Source organism: Actinomadura violacea (assembly GCF_017573465.1).
Lineage (GTDB): Bacteria > Actinomycetota > Actinomycetes > Streptosporangiales > Streptosporangiaceae > Spirillospora > Spirillospora violacea.
In genome coordinates, this window is sequence record NZ_JAGEPF010000012.1 from 259,335 (window position 1) to 283,399 (window position 24,065).

Sequence of the window (24,065 nt, forward strand, 5' to 3'; positions counted from 1 at the left end):
GCTAGAAGGGGACCTTGCCGGTCGCGGCGCCGGGCGGCGGGGTCCACAGCTGCAGGACGCCGTCCGACGAGCGCCACATCAGCCGCCATCCCTTCGCGGTGGACGGTTGCCAGCCCCCGGCTATCTGCGACTCCTGACCGCGCCAGTGGGTGTACAGCATCGGCCCTTCGAGGGCGTCCCGGGGCAGTTGCGGCACGTAGTGCGGGAAGTCGCGGACCTCGCCGTGCCAGATCGGCTTGCCCCACATGTCCCGCGTGTAGAACGTGAGGGTCTGCGCGAGGCGCCGGTCGGCGACGATCATCCGCAGGTCCTGGTGCCGGCCGAGGTAGCCGCGCAGCTGGTTCCACGCCTTGTCGCGCGGCAGCTCCGGGACGGCCGTCACGGCGGCGTACACGTACGCGCCGCCCAGCAGCACCACCACGACCGGGACGGCGAGGGTCCGCAGCCGCAGCCGCGCGACCAGGCCGTCCGGGATCATCCTGAACATCAGGATCAGCGATCCGAACCCGCCCGCGAGCAGCGCGGGCAGCACCCCGAACCAGTACCGCTGCAGCCAGGCCCGCAGCGAGATGCTGTGCGGGTCGAGCACCCCGGAGAAGATCGTCAGCGGGACGGCGAGGGTCAGGAACCACACCAGCACCAGCGCGAGCCGCCGGTCCCGGGTGACCGCGAACCCGACGACCGTCAGCGCCAGCGCCGCGATGAAGATCACCCCGAGCGGGTTCCAGTCGTGCATGGCGCGCAGGAACGAGCGGGCCGCGAGGCCGCGCGTCACGTAGTCGCGGGACTCGCCGCCGTGCTCGGCCGCCGAGATCAGCCCGGCCAGCGGGTTCCCCCACACGATCTGGTTGTGCACGAAGTTGAACCCCAGCACGACCGCCATCGGGATCCCGACGGTGACGTTGCGCCGCCACGGGATCCGCAGCAGCGCCAGATACGCCGGGATCGCCAGGAACAGGAACGCCAGGAACTCCCGGACGAGGAACGAGCAGCCGAGCAGGAACCCCGCCGCCAGCAGGAACCTCGTCTGGACCCGCCCCGTCCGCCGGCCCGCCACGACCAGCGCCGCCATCCCCAGCGCGAACAGCCCGGCGCCCGGCATGTCCGGCAGCATCACCCCGGTCGACCAGGTGATCTCGTGGCCGTACGGGTTCGTCATCGTGAAGAACGGGTGGACCAGCAGGACCCCCGCCGACAGCAGGCCCGCGACGTCGCCGAACAGCGACCGCACCACCAGGTACGTGCCGACGAAGAACGCGATCCCGCCGAGCGCGGCGATCACGAAGTAGGCGGCCTGGCCGGGGCCGAGGACGTCCTGCACGAGCCGCGCGGGCAGCACCAGCCCGATCCGCGTCACCTGGTGCGGGACCTCGTCGAACGGGAAGACGCCGAGCGGGATGTCGGGCCAGTCGCGGGCCGCGAGCCACACGTAGTACGGGTCGAAGTACAGCGGCGGCGTCATCAGCACCCACTGCGCGGCCACCGCGCAGGCCCCGACGAGCAGCGCCAGCCACCACACCCGGCGGGTGCGGCGGATCCTCGCGAGCAGCCGGCGGTGCGCCCCGTCCGCCCGTCCGGTGATCGTTCCCTGCGTGACGGCCGGCTGGTCGGCCGTGGTCTGCGGCATGGCTGGCTTCTGCCCCTGGATGGACTACAGGCTGGACTGCGCTGGGCGCCGGACCAGGCTACTCGCGTGCCGGACCCGCCGTAGTCGGGCGTGCCGGATCTGCAGCAACCTTCCAGCCGGCCCTGGTCCGGGAGTTATCCACAGGTGCCGATATTCGTGCGGTCCAGGGGAGCGGCGCGACTACCCTTGATTTCATGTCCTCGTCAAGCCGACACATCCTGACCGCGCCCGCCTGGCCGTACGCCAACGGGCCCCGTCACATCGGGCACGTCTCCGGTTTCGCGCTGCCCGCCGACATGTTCAGCCGCTACCAGCGGATGGCGGGCAACAAGGTCCTGATGGTCAGCGGCACCGACGAGCACGGCACGCCGATCCAGGTGCAGGCCGACAAGGAGGGCGTCACCGCCCGCGAGCTGGCCGACCGGTACAACAACGTCATCGCCGAGGACCTGCACGGCCTCGGCATGACCTACGACCTGTTCACCCGGACGACCACGCTGAACCACTACGCGATCGTCCAGGAGGTCTTCAAGGGCCTCTACGACAACGGCTACATCTTCCCGACCAGGACGATGGGCGCGATCTCGCCGTCCACCGGGCGGACGCTGCCGGACCGCTACATCGAGGGCACCTGCCCGATCTGCGGGTACGACGGCGCGCGCGGCGACCAGTGCGACAACTGCGGCAACCAGCTCGACCCGATCGACCTGATCAACCCGGTGTCGCGGATCAACGGCGAGAAGCCGAAGTTCGTGGAGACCGAGCACTTCATGCTCGACCTGCCCGCCTTCACCGAGGTGCTCGGCCGGTACCTGCGCGGCAAGCAGAACGGCGCGCTGGCGTGGCGGCCGAACGTGCTGAAGTTCGCGCTCAACCTGCTGGACGACATCCAGCCGCGGGCGATCAGCCGCGACCTCGACTGGGGCGTGCCGATCCCGCTGGACGGCTGGCGCGACAACCCGGCGAAGAAGCTCTACGTGTGGTTCGACGCGGTCGTCGGGTACTTCTCGGCGTCGGTGGAGTGGGCGCGGCGGTCGGGCGACCCGGAGGCGTGGCGCGCCTGGTGGCAGGACCCGGACGCCCTGTCGTACTACTTCATGGGCAAGGACAACATCGTCTTCCACGCCGAGATCTGGCCGGCGATGCTGCTCGGCTACGGCGGCCAGGGCGACAAGGGCGGCAAGCCCGGCTCGATGGGCGCGCTGAACACCCCGACCGAGGTCGTGTCGTCGGAGTTCCTGACGATGGAGGGCAAGAAGTTCTCCTCGTCCCGCAACGTCGTCATCTACGTGAAGGACTTCCTGGAGCGCTACGACGTCGACGCGCTGCGCTACTACGTCGCCGTCGCCGGCCCCGAGAACAACGACACCGACTTCACCTGGTCGGAGTTCGTCCGCCGCAACAACGACGAGCTGGTCGCCGCGTGGGGCAACCTCGTCAACCGCTCGGTGAACCTGGCCGCGAAGAACTTCGGCGCGATCCCCGAGCCCGGCGACCTCGACGACGCCGACCGCGCCCTGATGGAGCGCAGCCGGAACGGGTTCGCCGCCGTCGGCGCCGAGCTCGAGCGGTCGCGCTTCAAGAACGCGATCACCGAGGCGCTCGACGTCGTCCGGGACGCCAACCGGTACCTGTCCGACCAGGCGCCCTGGAAGCTGAAGGACGACCCGGCCCGCGTCCAGTCGATCCTGCACACCGCGCTGCAGGTCGTCGACGACGCCAAGACGCTGCTGACCCCGTTCCTGCCGAACTCCTCGCAGAAGGTGTACGAGCTGCTCGGCGGCGAGGGCGTGTGGAGCGGCATGCCGCGGCTGGAGACGGTCTCGGAGGAGGGCGGGCCCGACTATCGCGTCCTCACCGGCGACTACGACACCGCGGCGCGCTGGGAGTCCACGCCGATCAAGCCCGGCGTCCCGCTCGCCAAGCCGACCCCGCTGTTCAAGAAGCTCGACACGTCCGTGGTGGACGAGGAGCTCGCCCGGCTGGAGGCCGAGTGAGCCCGGCGGACGACCGGGGCGGCGAGGCCGCCCGGTCGTTCCCGCCGCTGCCCGAGCGCCTCCCGGTCGACGTGTTCGACAGCCACTGCCATCTCGACATCGTCGAGACGCCGGTCAGCGAGCAGCTGCACTCGGCCAGGGCCGCCGGCATCACCCGCATCGTCACGATCGGCTGCGACCTGCCGTCCTCCCGCTTCGCCGTCGACGCCGCCGCGGAGTTCGACGACGTCTACGCGGGCGTCGCGATCCACCCGAACGAGACCACGGGCATCAACGACGACGTCCTGCACGACATCGAGGCGATGGCCGCGCACCCGAAGGTCCGGGCGATCGGCGAGACGGGCCTGGACTACTACCGCGACTGGGCGCCCAAGGCCGACCAGCACACCGCGTTCCGCGGCCACATCGCGATAGCCAAGCGCACCGGCAAGGCCCTCGTGATCCACGACCGGGAGGCCCACGACGACGTCCTGGCCATCCTCCGCGAGGAGGGCGCGCCCGAGAAGGTGGTGTTCCACTGCTTCTCCGGCGACGCCGCCATGGCGAAGGTCTGCGCCGACCGCGGCTACGTGATGAGCTTCGCCGGCAACGTCACCTTCAAGAACGCCGAGTCGCTGCGCGAGGCGCTCCGCGTCGCACCCCTCGACCTGATCCTCGTCGAGACCGACGCGCCGTTCCTCACCCCGGTCCCGAACCGCGGCAAGCCGAACGCCTCGTACCTGATCCCGCACACCGTCCGCGCGATGGCCGAGATCAAGAACGTCGACCTCGCCGAACTCTGCACCGCGATCGCCGCCAACGGCGAACGCATCTTCGGCGGCTGGTAGCGGGGTGCGTGCTCCCTTCTCCCGGGCATAGGGCCAGGGGAGAAGGGAGCCGGTATGGACGCGGACGTCATCGTCGTCGGCGCGGGCCTGGCCGGGCTGGTCGCCGCGCACGAGCTGACCGCGCGCGGGCGCCGCGTGGCGCTGGTCGAGCAGGAGAACGCCGCGAACCTCGGCGGGCAGGCGTTCTGGTCGCTCGGCGGGCTGTTCCTGGTGGACAGCCCGGAGCAGCGCCGGCTCCGCGTCCGGGACTCCTTCGACCTGGCCTGGAACGACTGGCAGGGCAGCGCCGCCTTCGACCGGCTGGACGACGAGGACGCCTGGGCGGCGCGGTGGGCCCGCGCCTACGTCGAGTTCGCCGCCGGGGAGAAGCGGTCGTGGCTGGCGTCCCACGGCGTCACGTTCACCCCGGTGGTCGGCTGGGCGGAGCGCGGCGACCTGCGCGCCGGCGGCCACGGCAACTCGGTACCGCGCTTCCACATCGCCTGGGGGACGGGCACCGGCGTCGTCGCGCCGTTCGTCCGCAGCGCCCGCCGCGCCGCCGACGAGGGCCTGCTGACCTTCCACCACCGCCACCGTGTGGACGGCCTGACCCTGACCAACGGCGCCGTGACCGGCGTGAGCGGCACGATCCTGGCCGACGACGACGCACCCCGCGGCGTGGCGTCCAACCGCGAGGAGACCGGGGCGTTCGAGCTGTCGGCGCAGGCGGTGATCGTCACCAGCGGAGGGATCGGCGGGAACCACGAGATGGTCCGCCGCTACTGGCCCGAACGCCTCGGCACCGCTCCCACGAACATGATCACGGGCGTCCCCGCCTATGTGGACGGCCGGATGCTCGACATCAGCGCCGACGCCGGGGTCCGCCTCGTCAACCGCGACCGGATGTGGCACTACACCGAGGGTGTCCGCAACTGGGACCCGGTCTGGCCCGGCCACGCCATCCGGATCCTGCCGGGCCCGTCGCCGATGTGGTTCGACGCCCTGGGCCGGCGGCTCCCCGCCCCCTGCCTCCCCGGCTACGACACCCTCTCGACCCTCGAATACCTGCGCACCACCCCCGACATCGCCGCCTACGACCACTCCTGGTTCGTCCTCACCCAGAAGATCATCGAGAAGGAGTTCGCGCTGTCGGGGTCGGAGCAGAACCCCGACATCACCAGCGGCGACCGCAAGGCGGTGCTGCGCGAGCGCGTCCTGTCCAAGGGCGCACTCGCCCCGGTCGAGGCGTTCAAACGCCATGGCGCCGACTTCGTCGTCGCCCGAACCCTGGACGAGCTCGTCGCCAAGATGAACGCCCTCACCGACGAGCCCCTCTTGGACGCGCACTTCCTACGCGCCCAGATCGAAGCCCGCGACCTTCAACTCGCCAATCCGTTCAGCAAGGACGCTCAGGTCCAGGGCATCCGCAACGCCCGCCGCTACCTGGGTGACCGCCTCAGCCGCACCGCCACCCCGCACCGCATCCTGGACCCGTCCGCCGGCCCGCTCATAGGCGTGAAGCTGCACGTCCTCACCCGCAAGACCCTGGGCGGGATCCAGACCGACCTGGACTCCCGCGCCCTGGGCCTGGACGGCCGCCCCATAGACGGCCTGTACGCGGCCGGAGAGGTCGCGGGCTTCGGCGGCGGAGGCGTCCACGGCTACAACGCCCTGGAGGGCACGTTCCTAGGCGGCTGCCTCTTCTCAGCCCGAGCCGCCGGCCAAGCCGCCGCACAAACAACCGCCTGAGCCGGGACGGACGGAAGGGAGATCGTCCGTAAGCTGAGCAAGCAGCGACCCGAGCGTTGCGATCGCGTGCGAAGCCAAGTTCGAGCCTGCGAGAACTTGATCGCGCAGCGAGCCCCTGGGCGAGCCGGAGCGATGCAGCGATCGCCGCTTTGTTCGCCGAAGGGAGGCCCCCCGGGGCCGACCGCCAAGAACAAAGCAATAGGAACGGTGCGGACGGCCGGGCTCTGGCCGTCCGCACCGGCCCCCTGGCCTCTTCACGGGCTTCCGCGCCCTGGACACCCGCGTTCGGCGTGGGCTCCCTTCTCTTCGAGGTGGACTCTCGATTACTGACTGTAGTCAGATGATGACTCTGTAAATATGGCCGTTCGGGTTCGCTTCCCCTTACCCGAGGGGGCCGGGTGGCGGGTGTGGGCGTTGAGGTGGCGGGGGAAGGGCGTTGCGCTCTAGGGTCTGGCGGTTGAGCGGGTGATCCCCCCGAGCCCGCTCGGCCCCCTGGAGGAACGGTGCGTCGAGCCCCTGCGACTTCTGCTGTCCTGATCGCGTCGGTCCTGCTGGCGTCGGCGTGCGGAGGCGGCGGGTCGCCGAAGCCGCCTTCGACGGTGCGGGCGGCGGACGCGCCGAAGGTGTCGGCTCCGGCGCCGCGCAAGGTCGTCATCGTCGTGGACAAGAAGAAGACGACGACGATGACGACCGGGACGACCGTCCAGCAGGTGCTGGACCAGGCCGGGGTGAAGCTCGGCCGCTACGACCTGGTGAAGCCCGCGCGGGAGCAGCCGGCGGGGGACGCGATCAAGGTGCTGCGGCTGCTGTCGAAGCCGGTCACGAAGACGGTGCGGGTGTCGGCGCCGACGATCGAGAAGAAGAGCTCGTCGGTGCCGCCGTGGTCGCAGAAGGAGCTGCGCAAGGGCCGCTCCGGCATCAAGATCGTGCAGATGGCGTATGTCCGCCGCAAGGGCAAGAAGGTCAAGGCGGTCATCGCGCAGAAGGTGAAGCGCAAGCCGGTGGCGCGGATCGTGGCGGTCGGGCCGAAGTCGGCGGGCACGGGGTCGGCGGCGAAGCTGGACTGGGCGGGGCTGGCGAACTGCGAGTCGCACGGGAACCCGAAGGCGGTGAACCCGTCCGGTTACTACGGCCTGTACCAGTTCTCGATGTCGTCGTGGGCGTCGGTCGGCGGGTCGGGCAAGCCGTCGGACGCGAGCGCGGGGGAGCAGACGTACCGGGCGCAGCTGCTCTACAACCGGGTGAACGGGCGTTGGCAGGGGCAGTGGCCGGTATGCGGGAAGTTCCTGTTCTCCTGACCTGCCACACTTGTTCTCGTGGGGGAGAGACAGGGGCTGCTCGGGCCGGCGGACGTGCGGGAGCTGGCGGCGCGGCTGGGCATCAGGCCGACCAAGACGCTCGGGCAGAACTTCGTCATCGACGCCAACACCGTCCGGCGGATCGTGCGGGCCGCGGATCTGGGGCCGGACGAGGTGGTCATCGAGGTCGGGCCGGGGCTGGGGTCGCTGACGCTGGCGCTGCTGCCGCAGGCGCGGCGGGTGGTCGCGGTGGAGATCGATCCGGCGCTGGCGGCGGAGCTGCCCGCGACGGCGGCCGCGCGGGAGCCGGAGCTGGCGGGCCGGCTGGAGGTCGTCCGCGCCGACGCGATGAAGATCACATCGGTGCCGGGGCCGGCACCGACGGCGCTGGTGGCGAACCTGCCGTACAACGTCGCCGTGCCGGTCGTCCTGCATCTGCTGGACGTGCTGCCGTCGCTGCGGTCGGCGCTGGTCATGGTGCAGGCGGAGGTCGCCGACCGGATGACGGCCGGGCCGGGGAGCAAGGTCTACGGGGTGCCGTCGGTGAAGCTCGCCTGGTACGGGGAGGCGCGGCGCGCGGGCCCGGTGGGGCGCGCGGTGTTCTGGCCGGTGCCGAACGTCGATTCCGGGCTGGTCGCGTTCACGCGGGGCGACCCGCCGGCGACCGCCGCGTCCCGCGCGCAGGTGTTCGCCGTGGTCGACGCGGCGTTCGCGCAGCGCCGCAAGACGCTGCGGGCGGCGCTCGCGGGCTGGGCGGGGTCGGCGGCGGACGCGGAGCGGGCGCTGCGCGCGGCGGACGTGGATCCGCGGGCGCGGGGCGAAGCTCTGGACGTGGCCGCCTTCGCCCGGATTGCCGAGTATGGTCCTTCCATCGTGGGGGACGGCGTTCCCGGCGCCCCGGCGGCCGCTGACGGCCGCGCGGCGGCCCCCGGCGCCCCGGACGCGGGCGGCACGGAGTCGGGCGGCCGGGGTTCGGGCGGCACGGCTTCGGACGGCAGGGGTTCGGGCGGCACGGGCCGGCGCGGCGGGCGCCGGAGCGCGGGACAGTGAAGCACTGAAGAGTCGGAGGGCGATGGTGAAGGCGCGTTCGCGGACGGCGCGGGCGGGGGCCGGGCGGGCCCGGACGGCGCGCGCCAGGCGCCCCGGCGGGACGGCGCGGACGGCGCGGACGGCGCGGTTGCCGCTCGCGGCGACGGCGCTGGTGGCGGCGGGCGGGCTGGTCGCGTCGGCGGCGGCCGGCTGCAGCGACGGCGCGGGCGCGGCGCCGAAGATCACGACGACGGCGCGGGCGGGCATCGCCCCGACCCCGCCCGCGAAGGGCGCCTACTTCGGCGCGTGGGTGCCGCCGGAGGTGCGCGGGGCGGCGACCAAGACGCCGTCGTCGGGCAGCGCGTCGGGCAGCGCCTCGGGGAGCGCGTCGGGCACGCCGTCCGGCACCGCGACGGGCACCTCGCCGGGGAAGGACGCCGACAAGCCGGGCATGGCGCCCGTCGCCGCGTTCGAGCGGGACATGGGGCGCCAGCTCGACATCGTGCAGAGCTACCGGGGCTGGAAGTCCGACTTCCCGTCCGGGCTGGACACCTCCGTCCTCGACAGCAACCGCTACCTGCTGCTGACGTGGGCGGGCGCCGACACCAAGGAGATCGTCGAGGGCAAGTACGACGCGCTGATCCGCGCCCGTGCCAAGGCGATCAAGGCGACCGGCAAGCCGGTGTTCCTGCGCTGGTCCCGCGACATGGACCGGTCGTCGGTGAAGGACCGGGTGCACTCGCCCGCCGACTTCATCGCCGCGTGGAAGCGGCTGCGGCAGATCTTCACCGCGGAGAAGGTCGACAACGTCGCCTGGGTGTGGTGCCCGACCGCGCGCGGGTTCGGCGCGTCCAACGCGGGCGCCTTCTACCCCGGCGACGACCAGGTCGACTGGATCTGCGCGGACGCGCCGCCCGGCGCCGACTACGAGTACCGGGACATGTCGGAGAGCCTGAAGCTGTTCATGCAGTGGGCCCGGGGCCGGCACAAGCCCATCATGATCGCCGAGTTCGGGGTGCCGAAGTCCTACGGGCAGCGGCGCGCCGAGTGGCTGCGGGCCGCCACCAAGACGCTGGAGGACCCGCAGGTCAAGGCCGTCGTCTACTTCGACTCCGACGAGCAGGCCGAGGACGCCAGGGACAAGCGGCGGGCCTACTCGGTGACGGGCGACACGCACGCGGTCTCGGCGCTGCGGGAGCTGGCGACGACGCCCTACTTCAATCCCCGCAACCTCCCCGTGACGAGCGGGGGCTGATCTCTCCCGTAAGGTTCTGGAGTGAGCGCAGTGAGGGTACGCGTCCCCGCAAAGGTGAACCTCCAGCTCGGCGTCGGGCCGATCCGGGAGGACGGCTACCACGACCTCGTGAACGTGTTCCACGCCGTGTCGCTGTTCGACGAGCTGACCGCGGAGCCCGCCGACGGCCTGGAGCTGGCCGTCGAGGCGGCGCCGTACTCGCGGGTGGCGATCGGCCGGGTCCCGACCGACGCCCGCAACCTCGCGGCGCGGGCCGCGGTGATGGTCGCGTCGCGGCTCGGCGTGGAGCCCCGGGTGCGGCTGCGGATCCGCAAGGCGATCCCGGTCGCGGGCGGCATGGCGGGCGGCAGCGCCGACGCGGCCGCCGCGCTGGTGGCGTGCGCGCGGCTGTGGGACGACCGGGAGCGGCCGGTGCTGGCCCGCGACGACCTGATGGAGATGGGCGCCGAGCTCGGCAGCGATGTGCCGTTCTCGCTGCTCGGCGGCACCGCGATCGGCGTGGGGCGGGGCGAGCGGCTCACCCCGGCGCTGACCCGCGGGACGTTCCACTGGGTGTTCGCGACCGCGGACGGCGGCCTGTCCACGCCCGCCGTCTACGCCGAGTGCGACCGGCTGCGGGAGGCCGCGGGGGAGAGCGCGCCCCGGCCGTCCGTCGCGGAGGACCTGATGACGGCGCTCGCGACCGGGGACGCCAAGGCGCTCGGGACCGCGCTCGCCAACGACCTGCAGCCCGCCGCGCTGGAGCTGCGGCCGTCGCTGGCCCGCACCCTGAACGCGGGCCGCGACCTCGGCGCGATCGGCGCGCTGGTGTCGGGGTCCGGTCCGACCTGCGCGTTCCTCGCCGAGACCGACGAGGACGCCGCCGATCTCGCGGCGGCGCTGGACGGCGCGGGGGTGGCCGAGCAGATCGTCCGGGCGCAGGGCCCGGTGCCCGGTGCCACTGTGCTCTGAACCGATCACGGTGTGTGCTCTGCGCACACAAGCGAACTCCGCGCGCGCCGCGGGCGTCCTGATCAATGACGCCGATTCCGCGACGAGGTGGAGCGATGACGTACCTGACGGGGCTGCTGGGGCTGGCGGCCGTCGTGATGATGGCGACGCTCGCCGTCCTGGCCGTGCGCCGCGACCGCGCGATCCGCCGCGACGCCCCCGATGCGGTGATCTCTCCCCGCCGTCCGCCGCTACGCTGACGCCAGGCGGGCGCCGCGGCGCGCCGCACGTGCCCGCGCCGCGTTCCCCCGAGCTCAGGAACCCTCATGGTCGCCCTCTCGATGCTGGTCCTCCTGGCCCTCCTGCTGGTCGGCGGGGTGGTCCTGGTGGTGGTCGTCGTGGTCGCCGTCGTGAACTCGGGCAAGCGCTCGAATTCGACGGCGTACCGGCCGCCCGGCACGGAGTATCCGCCGCAGGCCCCGTACCCGCCGTACGGTCCGCCGGGTCCGTCGGGCCCTCCCGGCCCGCCCCGGGGCTGACCGCACGGGCAGGGCGCGCGGGGCAATAGGCTGGACGGCGTCGTGAATCTGATCAACGTAGAGAACGTCGGCAAGGCGTACGGGCCGAAGCCGCTGCTGGACGCGGTGTCCCTCGGGCTGGACGAAGGGGACCGGGTCGGGGTCGTCGGCCGCAACGGCGGCGGCAAGAGCACGCTGGTGCAGGTCCTGGCGCGCGAGGTGGAACCGGACGCGGGCCGCGTCACGCACGCGCGGGGCCTGCGCCTGGGGTACCTGACGCAGCGGGACGTGTTCCCGGAGGGCGCGACGGTCCGCTCGGTGGTCCTCGGGGACCGCGCCGAGCACGAGTGGGCGGGCGACACCCGGGCCCGCGACGTCCTCGCCGGGCTGCTCGCCGACGTCGACCTGGACGCGCCGCTGGCCGGGATGTCCGGCGGGGAGCGGCGCCGGATCGCGCTGGCGCGGCTGCTGGTCCCCGAGTCGGACCTGCTGATGCTGGACGAGCCGACCAACCACCTGGACATCGAGGCGATCGCGTGGCTGGCCCGGCACCTGAAGGGCCGCCGGGTCGCGCTGCTGATCGTCACGCACGACCGCTGGTTCCTCGACGAGGTGACCGACCGGACGTGGGAGGTCGTCGACGGGTCCGTCGAGCGCTACGAGGGCGGCTACTCCGCGTACGTGCTGGCGAAGGCGGAGCGGTCGCGGATCGCGGCGGCGACGGAGGCCAAGCGGCAGAACCTCCTGCGCAAGGAGCTGGCGTGGCTGCGACGCGGCCCGCAGGCCCGCACGTCCAAGCCGAAGTTCCGGGTGGACGCGGCGCAGGCGCTGATCGCCGACGAGCCGCCGCTGCGCGACTCGGTGGAGCTGACGAAGTTCGCGACGGCGCGGCTCGGCAAGACCGTGTACGACATCGAGGACGCCACCGTCGAGGTGGGCGGGCGCGACATCTTCGAGCGGATGACGTGGCGGCTCGGTCCCGGTGACCGGGTCGGGCTCGTCGGCGTCAACGGCAGCGGGAAGAGCACGCTGCTGCGGCTGCTGGACGGCTCGGTGGAGCAGGTGTCCGGGAAGGTCGTGCGGGGCAAGACCGTCCAGCTGGCGCACCTGTCGCAGAACCTGGAGGAGCTGGACCCGGAGCGGCGGGTGCTGGAGTCGGTGGAGGAGATCCGCCGCCGCATCACGGTCGGGAAGCGGGACTGGACGGCGAGCCAGCTGCTGGAGCGGCTCGGGTTCGCGGGCGACCGGCAGTGGACGCCGGTCGGCGACCTGTCGGGCGGGGAGCGGCGCCGGCTGCAGGTGCTGCGGCTGCTGATGGGCGAGCCGAACGTGCTGCTGCTGGACGAGCCGACGAACGACCTCGACATCGAGACGCTCACCGAGCTGGAGGACCTGCTCGACGGCTGGCCCGGCACCCTCGTCGTCGTCAGCCACGACCGGTACTTCCTGGAGCGCATCACCGACCATGTGGTGGCGCTGCTCGGCGACGGGCGGGTGTCGATGCTGCCGGGCGGCGTCGACGAGTACCTGGAGCGCCGCGCCGCGGGCACGGCCCGGACGCGGACGGCGCAGGCGCGCGCGCAGGAGGCGCCGGCCGCCGCGCCGCCGAAGCCGAAGAGCGGGCAGGACTGGAAGGCCCGCAAGGAGCTGGACCGGCTCGAACGCCGCCTGGAGAAGCTGGCCGGGCAGGAGGCGGAGCTGCACGAGAGGCTCGCCGCGCACGCCACCGACTTCGTCAAGCTCCAGGAGCTGGACGGGAAGCTGAAGGAGATCCAGGCGGAGGCGGCCCGGGTCGAGGAGGAGTGGCTGATGCTCGCCGAGGACATCGACTAGGGCCCTGGCGCCCGGCGGCCGGAATCGCCATGATCCGACAATGACGACTTGGATCGTGAAGTCCGACGAGGCGCCGGGGGACGGGCCGCGCCTCGCCGTGAAGGACGCCATCGACGTGGCGGGGCTGCCCACCACGGCGGGCAGCCGGGCTGTGGCCGACCGTGCGAAACCGGCGGCGGCCGACGCGCCCGTTGTCGCGTCGGCGCGCGCGCAGGGCGCCCGTATCGTCGGCAAGGCCAACCTGACCGAGTTCTGTCTCGGCGCCGACGGCCTCAACCCGTGGTCGGGCACGCCGGTGAACCCGCTGGACCCGTCACGGGTGCCGGGCGGCTCGTCCAGCGGGTCGGCGGTGGCGGTCGCCACCGGGGAGGCCGACGTCGCGTACGGCACCGACACCGCCGGGTCCGTCCGGATCCCGGCGGCGTGCTGCGGGATCGCGGCGCTGAAGACGACGCACGGGCGGGTGCCGCTCGACGGGGTGTATCCGCTGTCGCCGACGCTGGACACGGTCGGGCCGATGGGCCGCGACGTCGCCGCCGTCGTCACCGGGATGCGGCTGATCGAGCCGGGCTTCGCCCCGGACGCCTACGACGCGAACCTGACGGTCGGGCGGCTGCGCGTCCCGAACGTGGACCCCGCGATCGACGCGGCCGTGGACGACGCGCTCCGCCGCCTCGGCCCGATCACCGACGAGAAGTGCGAGCACTTCCAGGACGCGGCGCTCGCCGGCGGCGTGTTCATCGCCGAGGAGGCGTACGCGCAGAACGGGCACCTGCTCGACGACCCGTCGAAGATCAGCGAGCGGATGTACCGGCGGCTGAACGTGCTGAAGGAGGCCGCCGCGGGCCGGCGCCCGTGGGCGGAGCGGCTCCGCGAGACGCTCCGGGCGGAGTTCGACGCGCTGCTGGAGCGGCACGGCGTGCTCGCGCTGCCGGTCCTCGCCGGGGTCGCGCCGGAGCCGCTGGGCGGCGACGGCGACCTGCCGCTGACGATGCTCACCGGCCCGGTGAACGTGGCGGGGCTGCCGGCGTTCGCGCTGCCCGTCCCGCTGCCGGGCTCGCACCTGCCCGCGTCCGTGCAGCTCATCGGCCCGGCGGGCGGCGAGGAGCGGCTCTGCGCGGTCGCCGCCGCGCTGGAGGCGAACCTCTAGTCAGGTAGCTGCGCGGTCAGGCATCGAAGGGGATCAGCAGGGTGCGCAGCAGCACGGCGAGCGTCTCGCGCTGCTCGGGGCTGAGCCCCTCGAGGATGGCCTGCTCGCGGGCCAGCAGGTCGGCGAACGCGGCGTCCACGCGCGTCAGGCCCGCCTCGGTGAGGCGGACCTGGACGCCGCGCTTGTCCTGCGGGTCGGGATGCCGCTCGACCAGGCCCGCGGCGGCGAGCCGGTCGATGCGGTTGGTCATGGTGCCGGAGGTCACCAGCGTCGCGCGCAGCAGCTGGCCCGGGCTCAGCTGGTAGGGGGCGCCGGCGCGGCGCAGCGCGGTGAGGACGTCGAACTCCCACGACTCGACCTCGTGGGCGGCGAACACGGCGCGGCGGGCGCGGTCGAGGTGCCGGGCCAGCCGGGACACCCGGCTGAGGACCTGCAGCGGCCGCACGTCCAGGTCCGGGCGCTCGGCCTGCCACGCCTCGACCAGCCGGTCGACCTCGTCCTCCATGCCGCAAGCCTACCTGTCTTGATATCGAGGGACCTGCGGCCGGCCGGGGCTAACCGAACAGGGTTCGCTCGACGTGCCGGGTGTCGGCGTACTCCGTCACCGACGCGATCCTCCCGTCCCGGACGGTGTAGACCCCCGCGCACCGGTTGTCGTAGATCTTGCCCGACTTCGTGATCCCCTTCGCCGTCCACTCGGCGAGCACCTGGTCGCCCTCGGCGATCACGTTGACGAGCGCGACCTCCGGCGCCGTGCCCGGCTTGAACAGCCCGCCGGTCGCGGCCCCGAGGAAGTCGTCGACGATCGCGTCCCGGCCCTTCCAGGTGCCCGACAGCGGCAGATCGCCCGGGTAGGTCCAGGTCGCGTCCTCGGCGAAGCTGTCCCTGATCGTCTCCAGGTCCCCGTCGGCGACGGCCTGGACATAGCGGACGACGACGTCCTTGGCGTTCATGTCGATCTTCTCCTTCTGCTCGTTCAGCGGTCGATGGTGAGCACGGCGTTGCCGCGCACGCGGCGTTCGCGCAGGTCGGTGAGGACGGCGGCGGTCTGCGCCCAGCCGGCGGCCCGGCCGATCTCCGGGTGCAGCCGCCCCTCCGCGACGAGCCGGACCAGCACGGCCAGGTCCTCGGCGTTCGCGGTGTCGGAGTCCTCGTAGTGGAAGTGCCGGATGGTGGCCGATTCCGGCCCGTCGAAGAACCGGAAGAAGTCCAGCGTCACGGGCTCGCGGGACGCCTGCCCGAACCAGATCAGCGTGCCGCGCCGCCGCAGCCGCTCCAGCGCGGCCGCGAACCGCTCGCCGCCGGTCGACTCCAGCACCAGGTCGAACGGGCCGTCCGCGGACGCGGCGTCCGGCACCACCGCGGCACCGAACTCCGCCAGCCGCCGGCCCCGCTCCGGCGTCGCCGACACCGCGGTGACCTCCGCGCCGGACGCGGCGGCCAGTTCGGTGACGTAGTGCCCGACACCGCCCGACGCCCCCGTGATCAGGATCCGCCGCCCGGCGAGCGGCCCGGCTGAGCGCAGCAGCCGCAGCGCGGTGAGGCCCGCCAGCGGCAGCGCCGCCGCCGTCTCCACCGGCACCGGACCGGGCAGCTCCGCCAGCGACGCCGTCGGCACCGCGACGTACTCGGCCCAGCCCGCCGCCGGCGGATGGCCCACGACCCGCGTCCCGCAGGCGGGGCCCGTCCCGTCCGCCGCCGCCTGCACGACCAGGCCCGCGACGTCCTTGCCGGGCCGCCAGCCGGGCCGGTCGCCCTCCAGCTGGAACGTCTCGCCGCGGTTCACCGAGAACGCCGCCACCTTCACCAGCGCCTCGCCGGCGCGCGGCTCCGGCTCGTCGACGTCGGCGAACGCGACGCTCGCGGCGGCGCCGCCGGTCGGCACGAGTGCCTTCACGATCCCTCCCGGACCCCTGCCCGGCGCCCTTCGCGCCGGTGCGGTGGACCCAGTCGACCGCGCCCCGGACACCCCCGTCCAACAGCCATTGAGCAGCACTGACAACCGTCGGTTGTCACCCCACGTCCACCGGTCGGTGGACGGAAGGTTCAGCCGGTAGAGGCTCATGCGGGAAGGGCCCGCGACGCGAGCATTTCGGGCATGAGAGATCTTCCTGTGCGCATGGCCCGGTGGAGTGCCGGGCATCCCTGGCGGGCGATCGCCGGCTGGTTCCTGTTCGTCGTGGTGTGCCTCGGCGTCGGGATCGGAGTGGGCGGCCGCCCGGCGACGACCGAGGACTACCGGATCGGCGAGGCCGGCCGCGCCGAGGCGATGGCCGCCGACGGCGGGCTGCAGCAGCGGCCGGTCGAGCAGGTGCTGATCACCGCGAAGCCCGGCGCGGACCGCCTCGACACGGTGCAGGCGGCCGCCGCCGCGCGCGACGTCGCGGCCCGGATGGCGCGGCTGCCGGAGGTGGAGAAGGCGTCCGCGCCGATCCGTGCCGCGAACGGGACCGCGATCCGCGTCGAGGTCACCATGCGCGGCCCCGAACTGGAGGGGGAGAAGCACCTCGCGCCGGTGCTCGAACAGACCGCCCAGGTGCAGGCCGCGCACCCCGGAGTGCGGGTCGAGGAGACCGGCAGCCCGTCCATCGGCAAGGGCGTCGACCACCTGCGCAACCAGGACCTGTCGCGGACCGAGATGATCGCGCTGCCCGTCACGCTCATCACGCTGCTGCTGGTGTTCGGCTCGATGGCGCTGGCCGTCGTGCCGGTGCTGCTCGCGCTGTCGTCGATCTTCGCGGCGATCGGGCTGTCGATGCTCGCCTCGCACGTCTTCCCGGACGCGGGCGTCGGCACCAACGTGATCATGCTGATCGGCATGGCCGTCGGCGTCGACTACACGCTCTTCTACCTCAAGCGCGAGCGCGAGGAGCGCGCCCGGTCGGGAGGCCGGCTGTCCCCCGCCGCCGTCGTGGAACTGGCCGCCGCGACGTCCGGACGGGCCGTGGTCGTGTCCGGCATCGCCGTCGCCGTGTCCAGCGCCACCCTGTACCTCGCCGACGACGTGATCTTCTCCTCGATCGCGACCGGCGCGATCGTCGTCACGATCGTCGCCGTCCTCAGCTCCCTCACCGTCCTGCCCGCGCTGCTCGCCAAGCTCGGCCAGTGGTCGGAGAACCGCAGGGAGCGCCGGATCCGCCGCGGCCGGCGGGTGCGCGGGGCGCGCACCGAGAGCGGCGGGCGGATCACCCGGGCCATGCTGCGGCCGACCGGCAGGCACCCCGCCGCCACGCTCGCCGTCGGCATGCTGGTGATGCTCGCGCTCGCCGCGCCGGTCCTCGGCATGAAGCTCACCGACATGGGCCGCGAGACCCACCCCCGCTCCATCCCGGCGATGCAGGCCTACGACCGGCTGAACGCCGCGTTCCCCGACCTCAAGGCGATGAACCAGGTCGTCGTGCAGGCCGACCCGTCCCGCCGGGCCGAAGTGGCGGGCGCGCTCGGCGACCTCGCCCGCCGCGCGGAGCACGACCCGCGGATGTCCGGCACGGCCGAGCTGCGCACCTCGCAGGACGGCCGGACCAGCCTGCTGGAACTGCCCGTCCCGCACTACGTCAGCGACCCCGCGGCGATCGCGTCGCTGAAGGCCGTCCGCCACGACTACGTGCCCGCGACGGTCGGAAAGCTGCCCGGCGTCAAGGTCGCCGTCACCGGCGACGTCGCCCGCTACGCCGACTACCCCGAGCACCAGAAGCAGAAGCTGCCGCTGATCATCGCGTCGCTGCTGCTCGTCACGTTCGCGATGACGGTGTGGGCGTTCCGGTCGGTCGTCCTCGGCCTGGTCGGCGTGCTGCTGAACCTGCTGTCGGCGGGCGCCGCGCTCGGCCTGCTCGTCCTGGTGTTCCAGGGCACGTGGGCGCAGGGCCTGCTCGGCTTCACCTCCACCGGCACGATCGGGTCCCGCGTCCCGCTGTTCCTGTTCGTGATCCTGTTCGGCCTGTCGATGGACTACCAGGTCTTCGTGATCAGCCGGATCCGGGAGGCCCGGCTCGCCGGCGCCACCACCCGCACCGCCGTCCTGGACGGCATCGGGCGCTCCGCCGGCGTCGTCACCAGCGCCGCGTTCGTCATGGTGACCGTCTTCGCCAGCTTCATCCCGCTGCACATCATCGAGATGAAGCAGATGGGGTTCGCGCTGGCCGCGGCGGTGCTGCTGGACGCGTTCGTCATCCGCGTCGTGGTGCTGCCCGCGCTGATGCTGCTGCTCGGCGAGCGCAGCTGGTGGCCGTCGCGGCCCGCGTCCGCCGCCGTCGCGCCGCCCGTCCCCGCGAAAGTAGGCTGACCGGCATGGAGCAGCGGCGGCAGCATGAGGACCGGCTCCAGGCACGGGCGGTGCGCCGCTGGTACACCGTCCTGTGGATCCTCTTCGGGCTCGTCCCGCCCGGCATCGCCGTGGTGGACCGCAGCGAGGGGTACCGGTCCGCGATCCTCGCGCTGCTGACCCTCCTCGCGGTCTGCCACCCGATCACCGGGACGTTCCCCGGGAACCCCGCCGCCCGCCGGCATGCGTTCCTGGGCGTGCTGACCGCCGGCATCGGCGCGGTGTCGTACCTCATGGACGGCGCCGCGTCGCTGCTGATCGTCTCCCTGCCGCACTTCTGGATCCAGGGCGGCGGCCCGCGGCGCGCGATCGCCCTCAGCGGCGTCGCCACCGCGGGCGTCGTCGTGGGCATCGCCGTCCAGCCCGAACCCGACGGGGCGCTCGCCAACGGCAACTCCGTGGCCGCCGTCACCGGCTACGCGGCGAGCGTCCTGGTCGGGCTGTGGATGACCCGGGTGCTCGAACGGCACGACGAGCGCACCCGCGTCCTGTCCGCCGACCTGGAGGACGCGCAGCGGCGCCTGGAGGAGGCGCAGCGCCGGCAGGGCGCCGCCGACGAGCGCGAACGGCTCGCCCGCGAGATCCACGACACCCTCGCCCAAGGGCTTGCGTCGATCGTCGTGCTCGCCGAAGCGGCCCGCGAGGGCATCGGCGCCGACCCCGAGCAGAGCGCCCGGCGGCTGGTGTCGATCGAGCGGACCGCCCGCGAGAACCTCGCCGAGGCCCGCGTCCTGGTCGGCGCCGCCCCGCGCGACGGCGTCGCGTCGGGCTCCATCGCCGACACCCTGCGCCGCACCCTCGACCGGTTCGCCGAGGACACCGGCCTCGCCGTCGACGCCGAGCTGCCCGACGTCCGCTGCGACCAGCCGACCCGCGTCGCGCTGCTGCGCTGCACGCAGGAGTCCCTCGCCAACGTCCGCAAGCACGCCGCCGCCTCCACCGTCGGCGTCGTCCTCGCCGCGCACCCGCACGGCGTCGAACTGGAGATCACCGACGACGGCCGCGGGTTCGCGCCGGGCACCGCGTCCGGCGGGTACGGGCTGGACGGGATGCGCCGCCGGCTCGCCGAGCTCGGCGGCCGGCTCACCGTCACCAGCGCCCCCGGCGAGGGCACCCGCGTCCTCGCGCTGCTGCCCCTCGAGAGCACGACATGAACGGCGGCACCCGATGAACGACCGCACGGTCCGCGTGATCCTCGTGGACGACCACACCGTGATGCGCGCCGGCGTCGCCGCGCTGCTGGCCGGCGAGCCCGGCATCGAGATCGCCGGCGAGGCGGGCGACGGCCGCGCGGCGGTCGCGCTCGCCGAGCGGCTGCGCCCCGACGTCGCGCTCGTCGACCTGCGGATGCCCGTGCTGGACGGGGTGGCGGCCACCGCCGAGATCCTCGCCCGCTGCCCCGGCACCCGCGTGCTGATCCTCACCACCTACGACACCGACGAGGAGATCGAGCGGGCCGTGGAGGCCGGCGCGATCGGCTACCTGCTGAAGGACGCCACCCGCGAGCAGCTCGCCGACGCGGTGCACGCCGCGGCGCGCGGCGAGACCGTCCTCGCCCCGCGCGTCGCGCAGCGGCTCGTCGCGCGGATGCGCCAGCCCGCGCCCGTCGCCCTCACGGCGCGGGAGGTGGAGGTGCTGAACGCGGTCGCCGACGGGCTGTCCAACGCCGACATCGGGCGGCGGCTGGTCATCGCCGAGGCCACGGTGAAGACGCACCTGCTCCGCGTGTTCGCCAAGCTCGACGTCAGCGACCGCACCCGCGCGGTCGTCGTCGCGCTGGAGCGCGGCCTGATCAAGCGGTGACGGGCCACACCGCGGTCAGCGGCACGCCGATACCGGTCAGCATCCGGCGCAGCAGCGGCAGCGACAGGCCCATCACCGTGCCGGGGTCGCCGTCGATCCCGTCGACGAACCAGGCGCCGAGCCCCTCCAGCGTGAACGCGCCCGCGACGTGGAGCGGCTCGCCCGTCGCGACGTACGCGGCGATCTCCTCCTCGGACGGGTCGCCGAACCGGATCCGGGTGCTCGCCACCTCCAGCGCGTCCCGTCCCGACGCCGTGTCGACCACGCAGTGCCCGGTGTGCAGCGTGCCCGCCGCGCCGCGCCGCTCCGCCCACCACGCGGCGGCCTGCGCCGCCGACTCCGGCTTGCCGAGGGCCCGCCCGTCCAGTTCCAGCAGGGAGTCGCAGCCGATCACCAGCGGGCCGGACAGGCCGGCCGCGACCGCGCCCGCCTTCGCCCGGGCCAGCTCGGCGACCAGCTCCGCGACCGTGTCCGCGCTGATCAGCGACTCGTCCACGCCGCTGACCGAGACCTCCGGGTCGACGCCCGCCTCCCGCAGGATCCGCAGTCGCGCCGCGGACGCCGACGCCAGCACCACCTTCCGCATCACGCCACAGTAGCGACCAGCCGCGCCGCTTCGGGGGCCTGCCTGAGGCCGGCCGCGTAGCACTGCGACCATCGGGTCACGTCGCCGACGTCGCCGCCGAATGCCTCCAGCGCCGCCGCGTCCGGGACGATCCGGACATCGCCCCCCGCGCCGTCCGACATGTGCGCGAGCGGCTCGACCAGCACGACCTTGCCCGAGCCCTGCGCCAGCCACGGCCACGAGCCGCCGCCGAACGCGCCGTCCATGTAGAGCCGCCCGCCGACCTCGACCGGGCGGGCGTGCCCGGGCGCCGCGCTGCTCGCCGCGACCGCCGCCGACAGCGGCACACCGCTCGCCCGGTCCCACACGACGGGCTCGCCGGACGCCACGTCCACCGCCGTGATCAGCAGCCGGCCCTCCGGCCAGGTGTCCGTCCCGACGAGGAACTCCATGCGCCTGTGGTGCCACTCGGCGGGCAGCGCCTCGGTCTCCGACGCCAGGCGCCCGACGCGCCGGCGCGCCTCGTCCGGGTCGAGCGCCGGGTCGCGCATCAGCCCGAACACCCGCTCCATCACCGCCGGATCGCGCGCCGGGCGCGGTCCGTTCAGCGGCGGCAGCTCCGCGACCGCCGCGAGGTCGCGGCCGGCGGCGATCATCGCGGCCGCGATCGCGCCCGCCGACGTGCCCACGATCGTCCCCGCGCCCGCCGGGTCGACCCCCGCGTCCCGCAGCCCCGCCGCCAGCCCGGCCAGCCACGCCGTCCCGACCGGGCCGCCCGGCCCGAGCACCAGTGCCCAGCTCATCCGTCCTCCTCGACCTCGCCGAACCCGTCCCCGCCGACGTTAGGGAGCGGGGGAGGGGGCCGGCATCCGTCAGTCGACCGGTCCGGCGCGGCGGCGGCCAAGATTCTTGACATCAAGATATGGGCGCGGCATCATGTCTCTTGATGTCGAGACAAGCTGAGGCCGTGTGGGACCCCGCGCAGTACGGGGTCTACGGCGACGAGCGCGCGCGGCCGTTCACCGAACTGGTCGCCCGCCTCGGACCCGTCGAGCCACGGCACGTCGCCGACCTCGGGTGCGGGAGCGGGGAGCTCACCGCGACCCTCGCGAGGCGCTGGCCCCGCGCGGTCGTGGAGGCCCTCGACTCTTCCCCCGAGATGATCGACGCCGCCCGCGCCCACGCGATCCCCGGACGGCTCGGCTTCCGCGTCGGCGACGTCGCCGCCTGGCGCCCCGAGCGGCCCGTCGACCTCATCGTCTCCAACGCCGTCCTGCAGTGGGTCCCCGGCCACCTCGACCTGCTGCCCCGCTGGATCGACGCCCTCGCCCCCGGCGGGCGCCTGGCCTTCCAGGTCCCCGGCAACTTCGGCGCCCCCAGCCACGTGCTGCTCCGCGAGCTCTGCCGGTCCCCGCGCTGGCGCGACCGGCTCGCCGGCACCGTCCGCGACGACCCCGTCCTCGACCCCGCCGGCTACCTCGACCGCCTCGCCCGGCTCGGCTGCTCCGTCGACGCCTGGGAGACCACCTACATGCAGGTGCTCACCGGCGACGACCCCGTCCTCGAATGGGTCAAGGGCACCGCGCTGCGGCCCGTGCTGTCCGCGCTCCCGCCGGACGAGGCCGGCGAGTTCCTCGCCGCCTACCGCGACCGGCTCCGCGACGCCTATCCCGCCCGCCCCTACGGCACCGTCTTCCCGTTCAGGAGAGTGTTCGTGATCGCCGCACGGCACGCCCCTTAGACGGGGTGCCGCCTGCCGGCCGAGGGAAGCGACTCGTTCCCCTGCGGTGTGCCAGCTCGGCCGGCAGGCGGCATCCAGGCCGCGCGGACGCGACCACGACATGATCGCAGAACGTGCGGCCCGGCCTCGAACCCCGGCTTCGCGACCCGATGCCGGCGACCCCTGCCGGCGGCCGCCCGGACGAACTCCGGACGGCCGCCGGTGTCAGCCCGCAGGGAGGCGCCCCATGCTCACCGCGCTCCACCACGTCCAGCTCGCCGCCCCGCCCGGCAGCGAGGACGCCCTCCGCGCCTTCTACGGCGGCGTCCTCGGCCTCGACGAGGTGCCCAAGCCGCCCGAGCTCGCCAAGCGCGGCGGCGCCTGGTTCCGCGGCCCCGGCCTCGAACTGCACCTCGGCATCGAGCAGGACTTCCGCCCCGCCCGCAAGGCGCATCCCGGCCTGCTCACCGCCGACCTCGACGCCCTCGCCGACCGGCTGCGCGCCGCCGGCCACGACGTCCGCCCCGACGGCCTGTTCCCCGGCTACCGCCGCTTCTACGCCGACGACCCCGTCGGCAACCGCCTGGAGTTCCTCCAGCCCGTCGACTGACCCCGCAAAGCCGGAACCGGCCGCGCGCCGCAGCGCACGGCCGGCCCCGGAACGGTCAGACCGACGGGTGCGGACTCGGGTCCGCGAACTCCGCGTCCGCCTCGCGGCGGCTCCTGCGCTGCGCCTTCTCGGCCCGCGCCGCCGCCTTCTCCTCCGCCTTCTCCGCCTTCGCCGCGGCCTTCTCCGCCCGCTTCTCGGCGCGCTCCAGCTCCTTGCGGCGCTGCCGCGGATCCAGCGACGGCTTCGGCTCCAGCCCCGCGAGGCCGTTCCACGCGAGGTTCACCACGTGCGCGGCGACCTCCTCGCGCTTCGGCTTGCGCACGTCCAGCCACCACTGGCCGGTCAGCGCCACCATCCCGACCAGGCTCTGCGCGTACAGCGGCGCGTACCTGTCGTCGTAGTCGTGCCGGTCGAACTCCTGGGCGAGGATGTGCTCGACCTCGCCGGCGATCTCGCTGAGCAGGCTCGCGTAGCTGCCCGTCCCGGTGCCGCCGTGCGAGTCGCGCACCAGGATCCGGAACCCGTCCGGGTGCCCCTCGATGTACTCCAGCAGCGCCAGCGCCGCCTTCTCCAGCTTGCTCCGGTAGTGGATCGCCGAGTTCAGCGCCTCGGTCACCAGGCTCAGCAGCCGCTCGAACTCCCGGTCGACGACGACCGCGTACAGCCCCTCCTTGCCGCCGAAGTGCTCGTACACCACGGGCTTGGAGACCCCCGCGGCGGAGGCGATCTCCTCCACCGAGGTGCCGTCCAGGCCGCGCTCGGCGAACAGCGTGCGGCCGATGTCCAGGAGCTGCTCGCGGCGTTCCTTGCCGGTCATCCGCTTTCTGCGGGGCCTGGGAGCGGGATCTGTCACG

23 protein-coding genes are annotated in these 24,065 nt (G+C 73.6%); 16 read left to right on the forward strand and 7 right to left on the reverse strand.

Annotated elements, in window-relative coordinates:
• Position 1: 1 nt before the first annotated feature.
• Positions 2–1,627: an ArnT family glycosyltransferase gene (locus J4709_RS20900; protein ID WP_208243262.1), complete on the reverse strand. Its 1,626-nt coding sequence runs from the start codon at positions 1,625–1,627 to the stop codon at positions 2–4.
• Between the two features lie 194 nt (positions 1,628–1,821).
• Here J4709_RS20900 and metG point away from each other — a divergent pair, with 194 nt between their 5' ends.
• From metG to J4709_RS20955, 11 genes are all read left to right on the forward strand, one after another.
• Entirely contained in the window at positions 1,822–3,624 is a 1,803-nt protein-coding gene (gene metG, locus J4709_RS20905; protein ID WP_208243263.1) for a methionine--tRNA ligase, read from the forward strand.
• Positions 3,621–4,451: a TatD family hydrolase gene (locus J4709_RS20910; protein ID WP_208243264.1), complete on the forward strand. Its 831-nt coding sequence runs from the start codon at positions 3,621–3,623 to the stop codon at positions 4,449–4,451. The genes metG and J4709_RS20910 overlap by 4 nt, the downstream gene beginning before the upstream one ends.
• A gap of 54 nt (positions 4,452–4,505) precedes the next feature.
• The gene (locus tag J4709_RS20915) at positions 4,506–6,179 is read left to right on the forward strand and encodes an FAD-binding dehydrogenase (protein WP_208243265.1); all 1,674 of its coding nucleotides are present in this window, start codon (positions 4,506–4,508) and stop codon (positions 6,177–6,179) included.
• 503 nt (positions 6,180–6,682) lie between these two features.
• Entirely contained in the window at positions 6,683–7,477 is a 795-nt protein-coding gene (locus J4709_RS20920; RefSeq protein ID WP_208243266.1) for a resuscitation-promoting factor, read from the forward strand.
• 18 nt (positions 7,478–7,495) lie between these two features.
• Positions 7,496–8,527: a 16S rRNA (adenine(1518)-N(6)/adenine(1519)-N(6))-dimethyltransferase RsmA gene (gene rsmA, locus J4709_RS20925; protein WP_208243267.1), complete on the forward strand. Its 1,032-nt coding sequence runs from the start codon at positions 7,496–7,498 to the stop codon at positions 8,525–8,527.
• Positions 8,528–8,549: 22 nt separating this feature from the next.
• The gene (locus J4709_RS20930) at positions 8,550–9,761 is read left to right on the forward strand and encodes a glycoside hydrolase family 26 protein (RefSeq protein WP_232383788.1); all 1,212 of its coding nucleotides are present in this window, start codon (positions 8,550–8,552) and stop codon (positions 9,759–9,761) included.
• Between the two features lie 30 nt (positions 9,762–9,791).
• A complete protein-coding gene (locus tag J4709_RS20935) occupies positions 9,792–10,712 on the forward strand; it encodes a 4-(cytidine 5'-diphospho)-2-C-methyl-D-erythritol kinase (protein ID WP_208243370.1) in 921 nt (306 codons plus the stop codon).
• A 95-nt stretch (positions 10,713–10,807) separates the two neighbouring features.
• Complete coding sequence (locus J4709_RS20940; protein ID WP_208243268.1) at positions 10,808–10,951, forward strand: hypothetical protein; 144 nt, start codon at positions 10,808–10,810, stop codon at positions 10,949–10,951.
• A 66-nt stretch (positions 10,952–11,017) separates the two neighbouring features.
• Positions 11,018–11,230 carry a hypothetical protein gene (locus J4709_RS20945; protein WP_208243270.1) on the forward strand — a complete coding sequence of 71 codons (213 nt, stop codon included), beginning with the start codon at positions 11,018–11,020 and terminating at the stop codon, positions 11,228–11,230.
• Positions 11,231–11,272: 42 nt separating this feature from the next.
• Positions 11,273–13,042 (forward strand): ABC-F family ATP-binding cassette domain-containing protein, encoded by a 1,770-nt coding sequence (locus J4709_RS20950; RefSeq protein ID WP_208243272.1) that lies wholly within the window; start codon positions 11,273–11,275, stop codon positions 13,040–13,042.
• Positions 13,043–13,082: 40 nt separating this feature from the next.
• Positions 13,083–14,192 carry an amidase gene (locus tag J4709_RS20955; RefSeq protein WP_208243274.1) on the forward strand — a complete coding sequence of 370 codons (1,110 nt, stop codon included), beginning with the start codon at positions 13,083–13,085 and terminating at the stop codon, positions 14,190–14,192.
• 16 nt (positions 14,193–14,208) lie between these two features.
• Here the strand turns inward: J4709_RS20955 and J4709_RS20960 are convergent, their stop codons facing one another.
• Genes J4709_RS20960 through J4709_RS20970 form a run of 3 tightly spaced genes read right to left on the reverse strand, consistent with a single transcriptional unit; the run spans position 14,209 to position 16,089 of the window.
• On the reverse strand, positions 14,209–14,697 hold the full coding sequence (locus tag J4709_RS20960) for a MarR family winged helix-turn-helix transcriptional regulator (protein WP_208243276.1): 489 nt from the start codon (positions 14,695–14,697) through the stop codon (positions 14,209–14,211).
• A gap of 49 nt (positions 14,698–14,746) precedes the next feature.
• Positions 14,747–15,145, reverse strand: a complete 399-nt coding sequence (locus tag J4709_RS20965; RefSeq protein ID WP_208243278.1) for a nuclear transport factor 2 family protein — start codon at positions 15,143–15,145, stop codon at positions 14,747–14,749.
• Positions 15,146–15,168: 23 nt separating this feature from the next.
• The gene (locus J4709_RS20970) at positions 15,169–16,089 is read right to left on the reverse strand and encodes a zinc-binding dehydrogenase (RefSeq protein WP_208243280.1); all 921 of its coding nucleotides are present in this window, start codon (positions 16,087–16,089) and stop codon (positions 15,169–15,171) included.
• A gap of 201 nt (positions 16,090–16,290) precedes the next feature.
• On the opposite strand from J4709_RS20970, the gene J4709_RS20975 reads away from it, so the two are divergent.
• Genes J4709_RS20975 through J4709_RS20985 form a run of 3 tightly spaced genes read left to right on the forward strand, consistent with a single transcriptional unit; the run spans position 16,291 to position 20,316 of the window.
• Entirely contained in the window at positions 16,291–18,474 is a 2,184-nt protein-coding gene (locus tag J4709_RS20975; protein WP_208243282.1) for an MMPL family transporter, read from the forward strand.
• Between the two features lie 5 nt (positions 18,475–18,479).
• Positions 18,480–19,667, forward strand: coding sequence for a sensor histidine kinase (locus J4709_RS20980; protein WP_208243285.1), 1,188 nt, complete (start codon positions 18,480–18,482; stop codon positions 19,665–19,667).
• A gap of 13 nt (positions 19,668–19,680) precedes the next feature.
• Positions 19,681–20,316 carry a response regulator gene (locus tag J4709_RS20985; protein WP_208243287.1) on the forward strand — a complete coding sequence of 212 codons (636 nt, stop codon included), beginning with the start codon at positions 19,681–19,683 and terminating at the stop codon, positions 20,314–20,316.
• Here J4709_RS20985 and J4709_RS20990 read toward each other — a convergent pair.
• Entirely contained in the window at positions 20,306–20,902 is a 597-nt protein-coding gene (locus J4709_RS20990; RefSeq protein WP_208243289.1) for a Maf family protein, read from the reverse strand. The genes J4709_RS20985 and J4709_RS20990 overlap by 11 nt on opposite strands.
• Positions 20,902–21,684, reverse strand: a complete 783-nt coding sequence (locus J4709_RS20995; RefSeq protein ID WP_208243291.1) for a patatin-like phospholipase family protein — start codon at positions 21,682–21,684, stop codon at positions 20,902–20,904. The genes J4709_RS20990 and J4709_RS20995 overlap by 1 nt, the downstream gene beginning before the upstream one ends.
• A 143-nt stretch (positions 21,685–21,827) precedes the next feature.
• On the opposite strand from J4709_RS20995, the gene J4709_RS21000 reads away from it, so the two are divergent.
• A complete protein-coding gene (locus tag J4709_RS21000; protein WP_232383790.1) occupies positions 21,828–22,622 on the forward strand; it encodes a trans-aconitate 2-methyltransferase in 795 nt (264 codons plus the stop codon).
• Positions 22,623–22,848: 226 nt separating this feature from the next.
• Positions 22,849–23,211 carry a VOC family protein gene (locus J4709_RS21005; protein ID WP_208243293.1) on the forward strand — a complete coding sequence of 121 codons (363 nt, stop codon included), beginning with the start codon at positions 22,849–22,851 and terminating at the stop codon, positions 23,209–23,211.
• A 55-nt stretch (positions 23,212–23,266) separates the two neighbouring features.
• Here J4709_RS21005 and J4709_RS21010 read toward each other — a convergent pair whose 3' ends face one another.
• The gene (locus J4709_RS21010) at positions 23,267–24,028 is read right to left on the reverse strand and encodes a TetR/AcrR family transcriptional regulator (protein ID WP_208243295.1); all 762 of its coding nucleotides are present in this window, start codon (positions 24,026–24,028) and stop codon (positions 23,267–23,269) included.
• Positions 24,029–24,065: the final 37 nt, after the last annotated feature.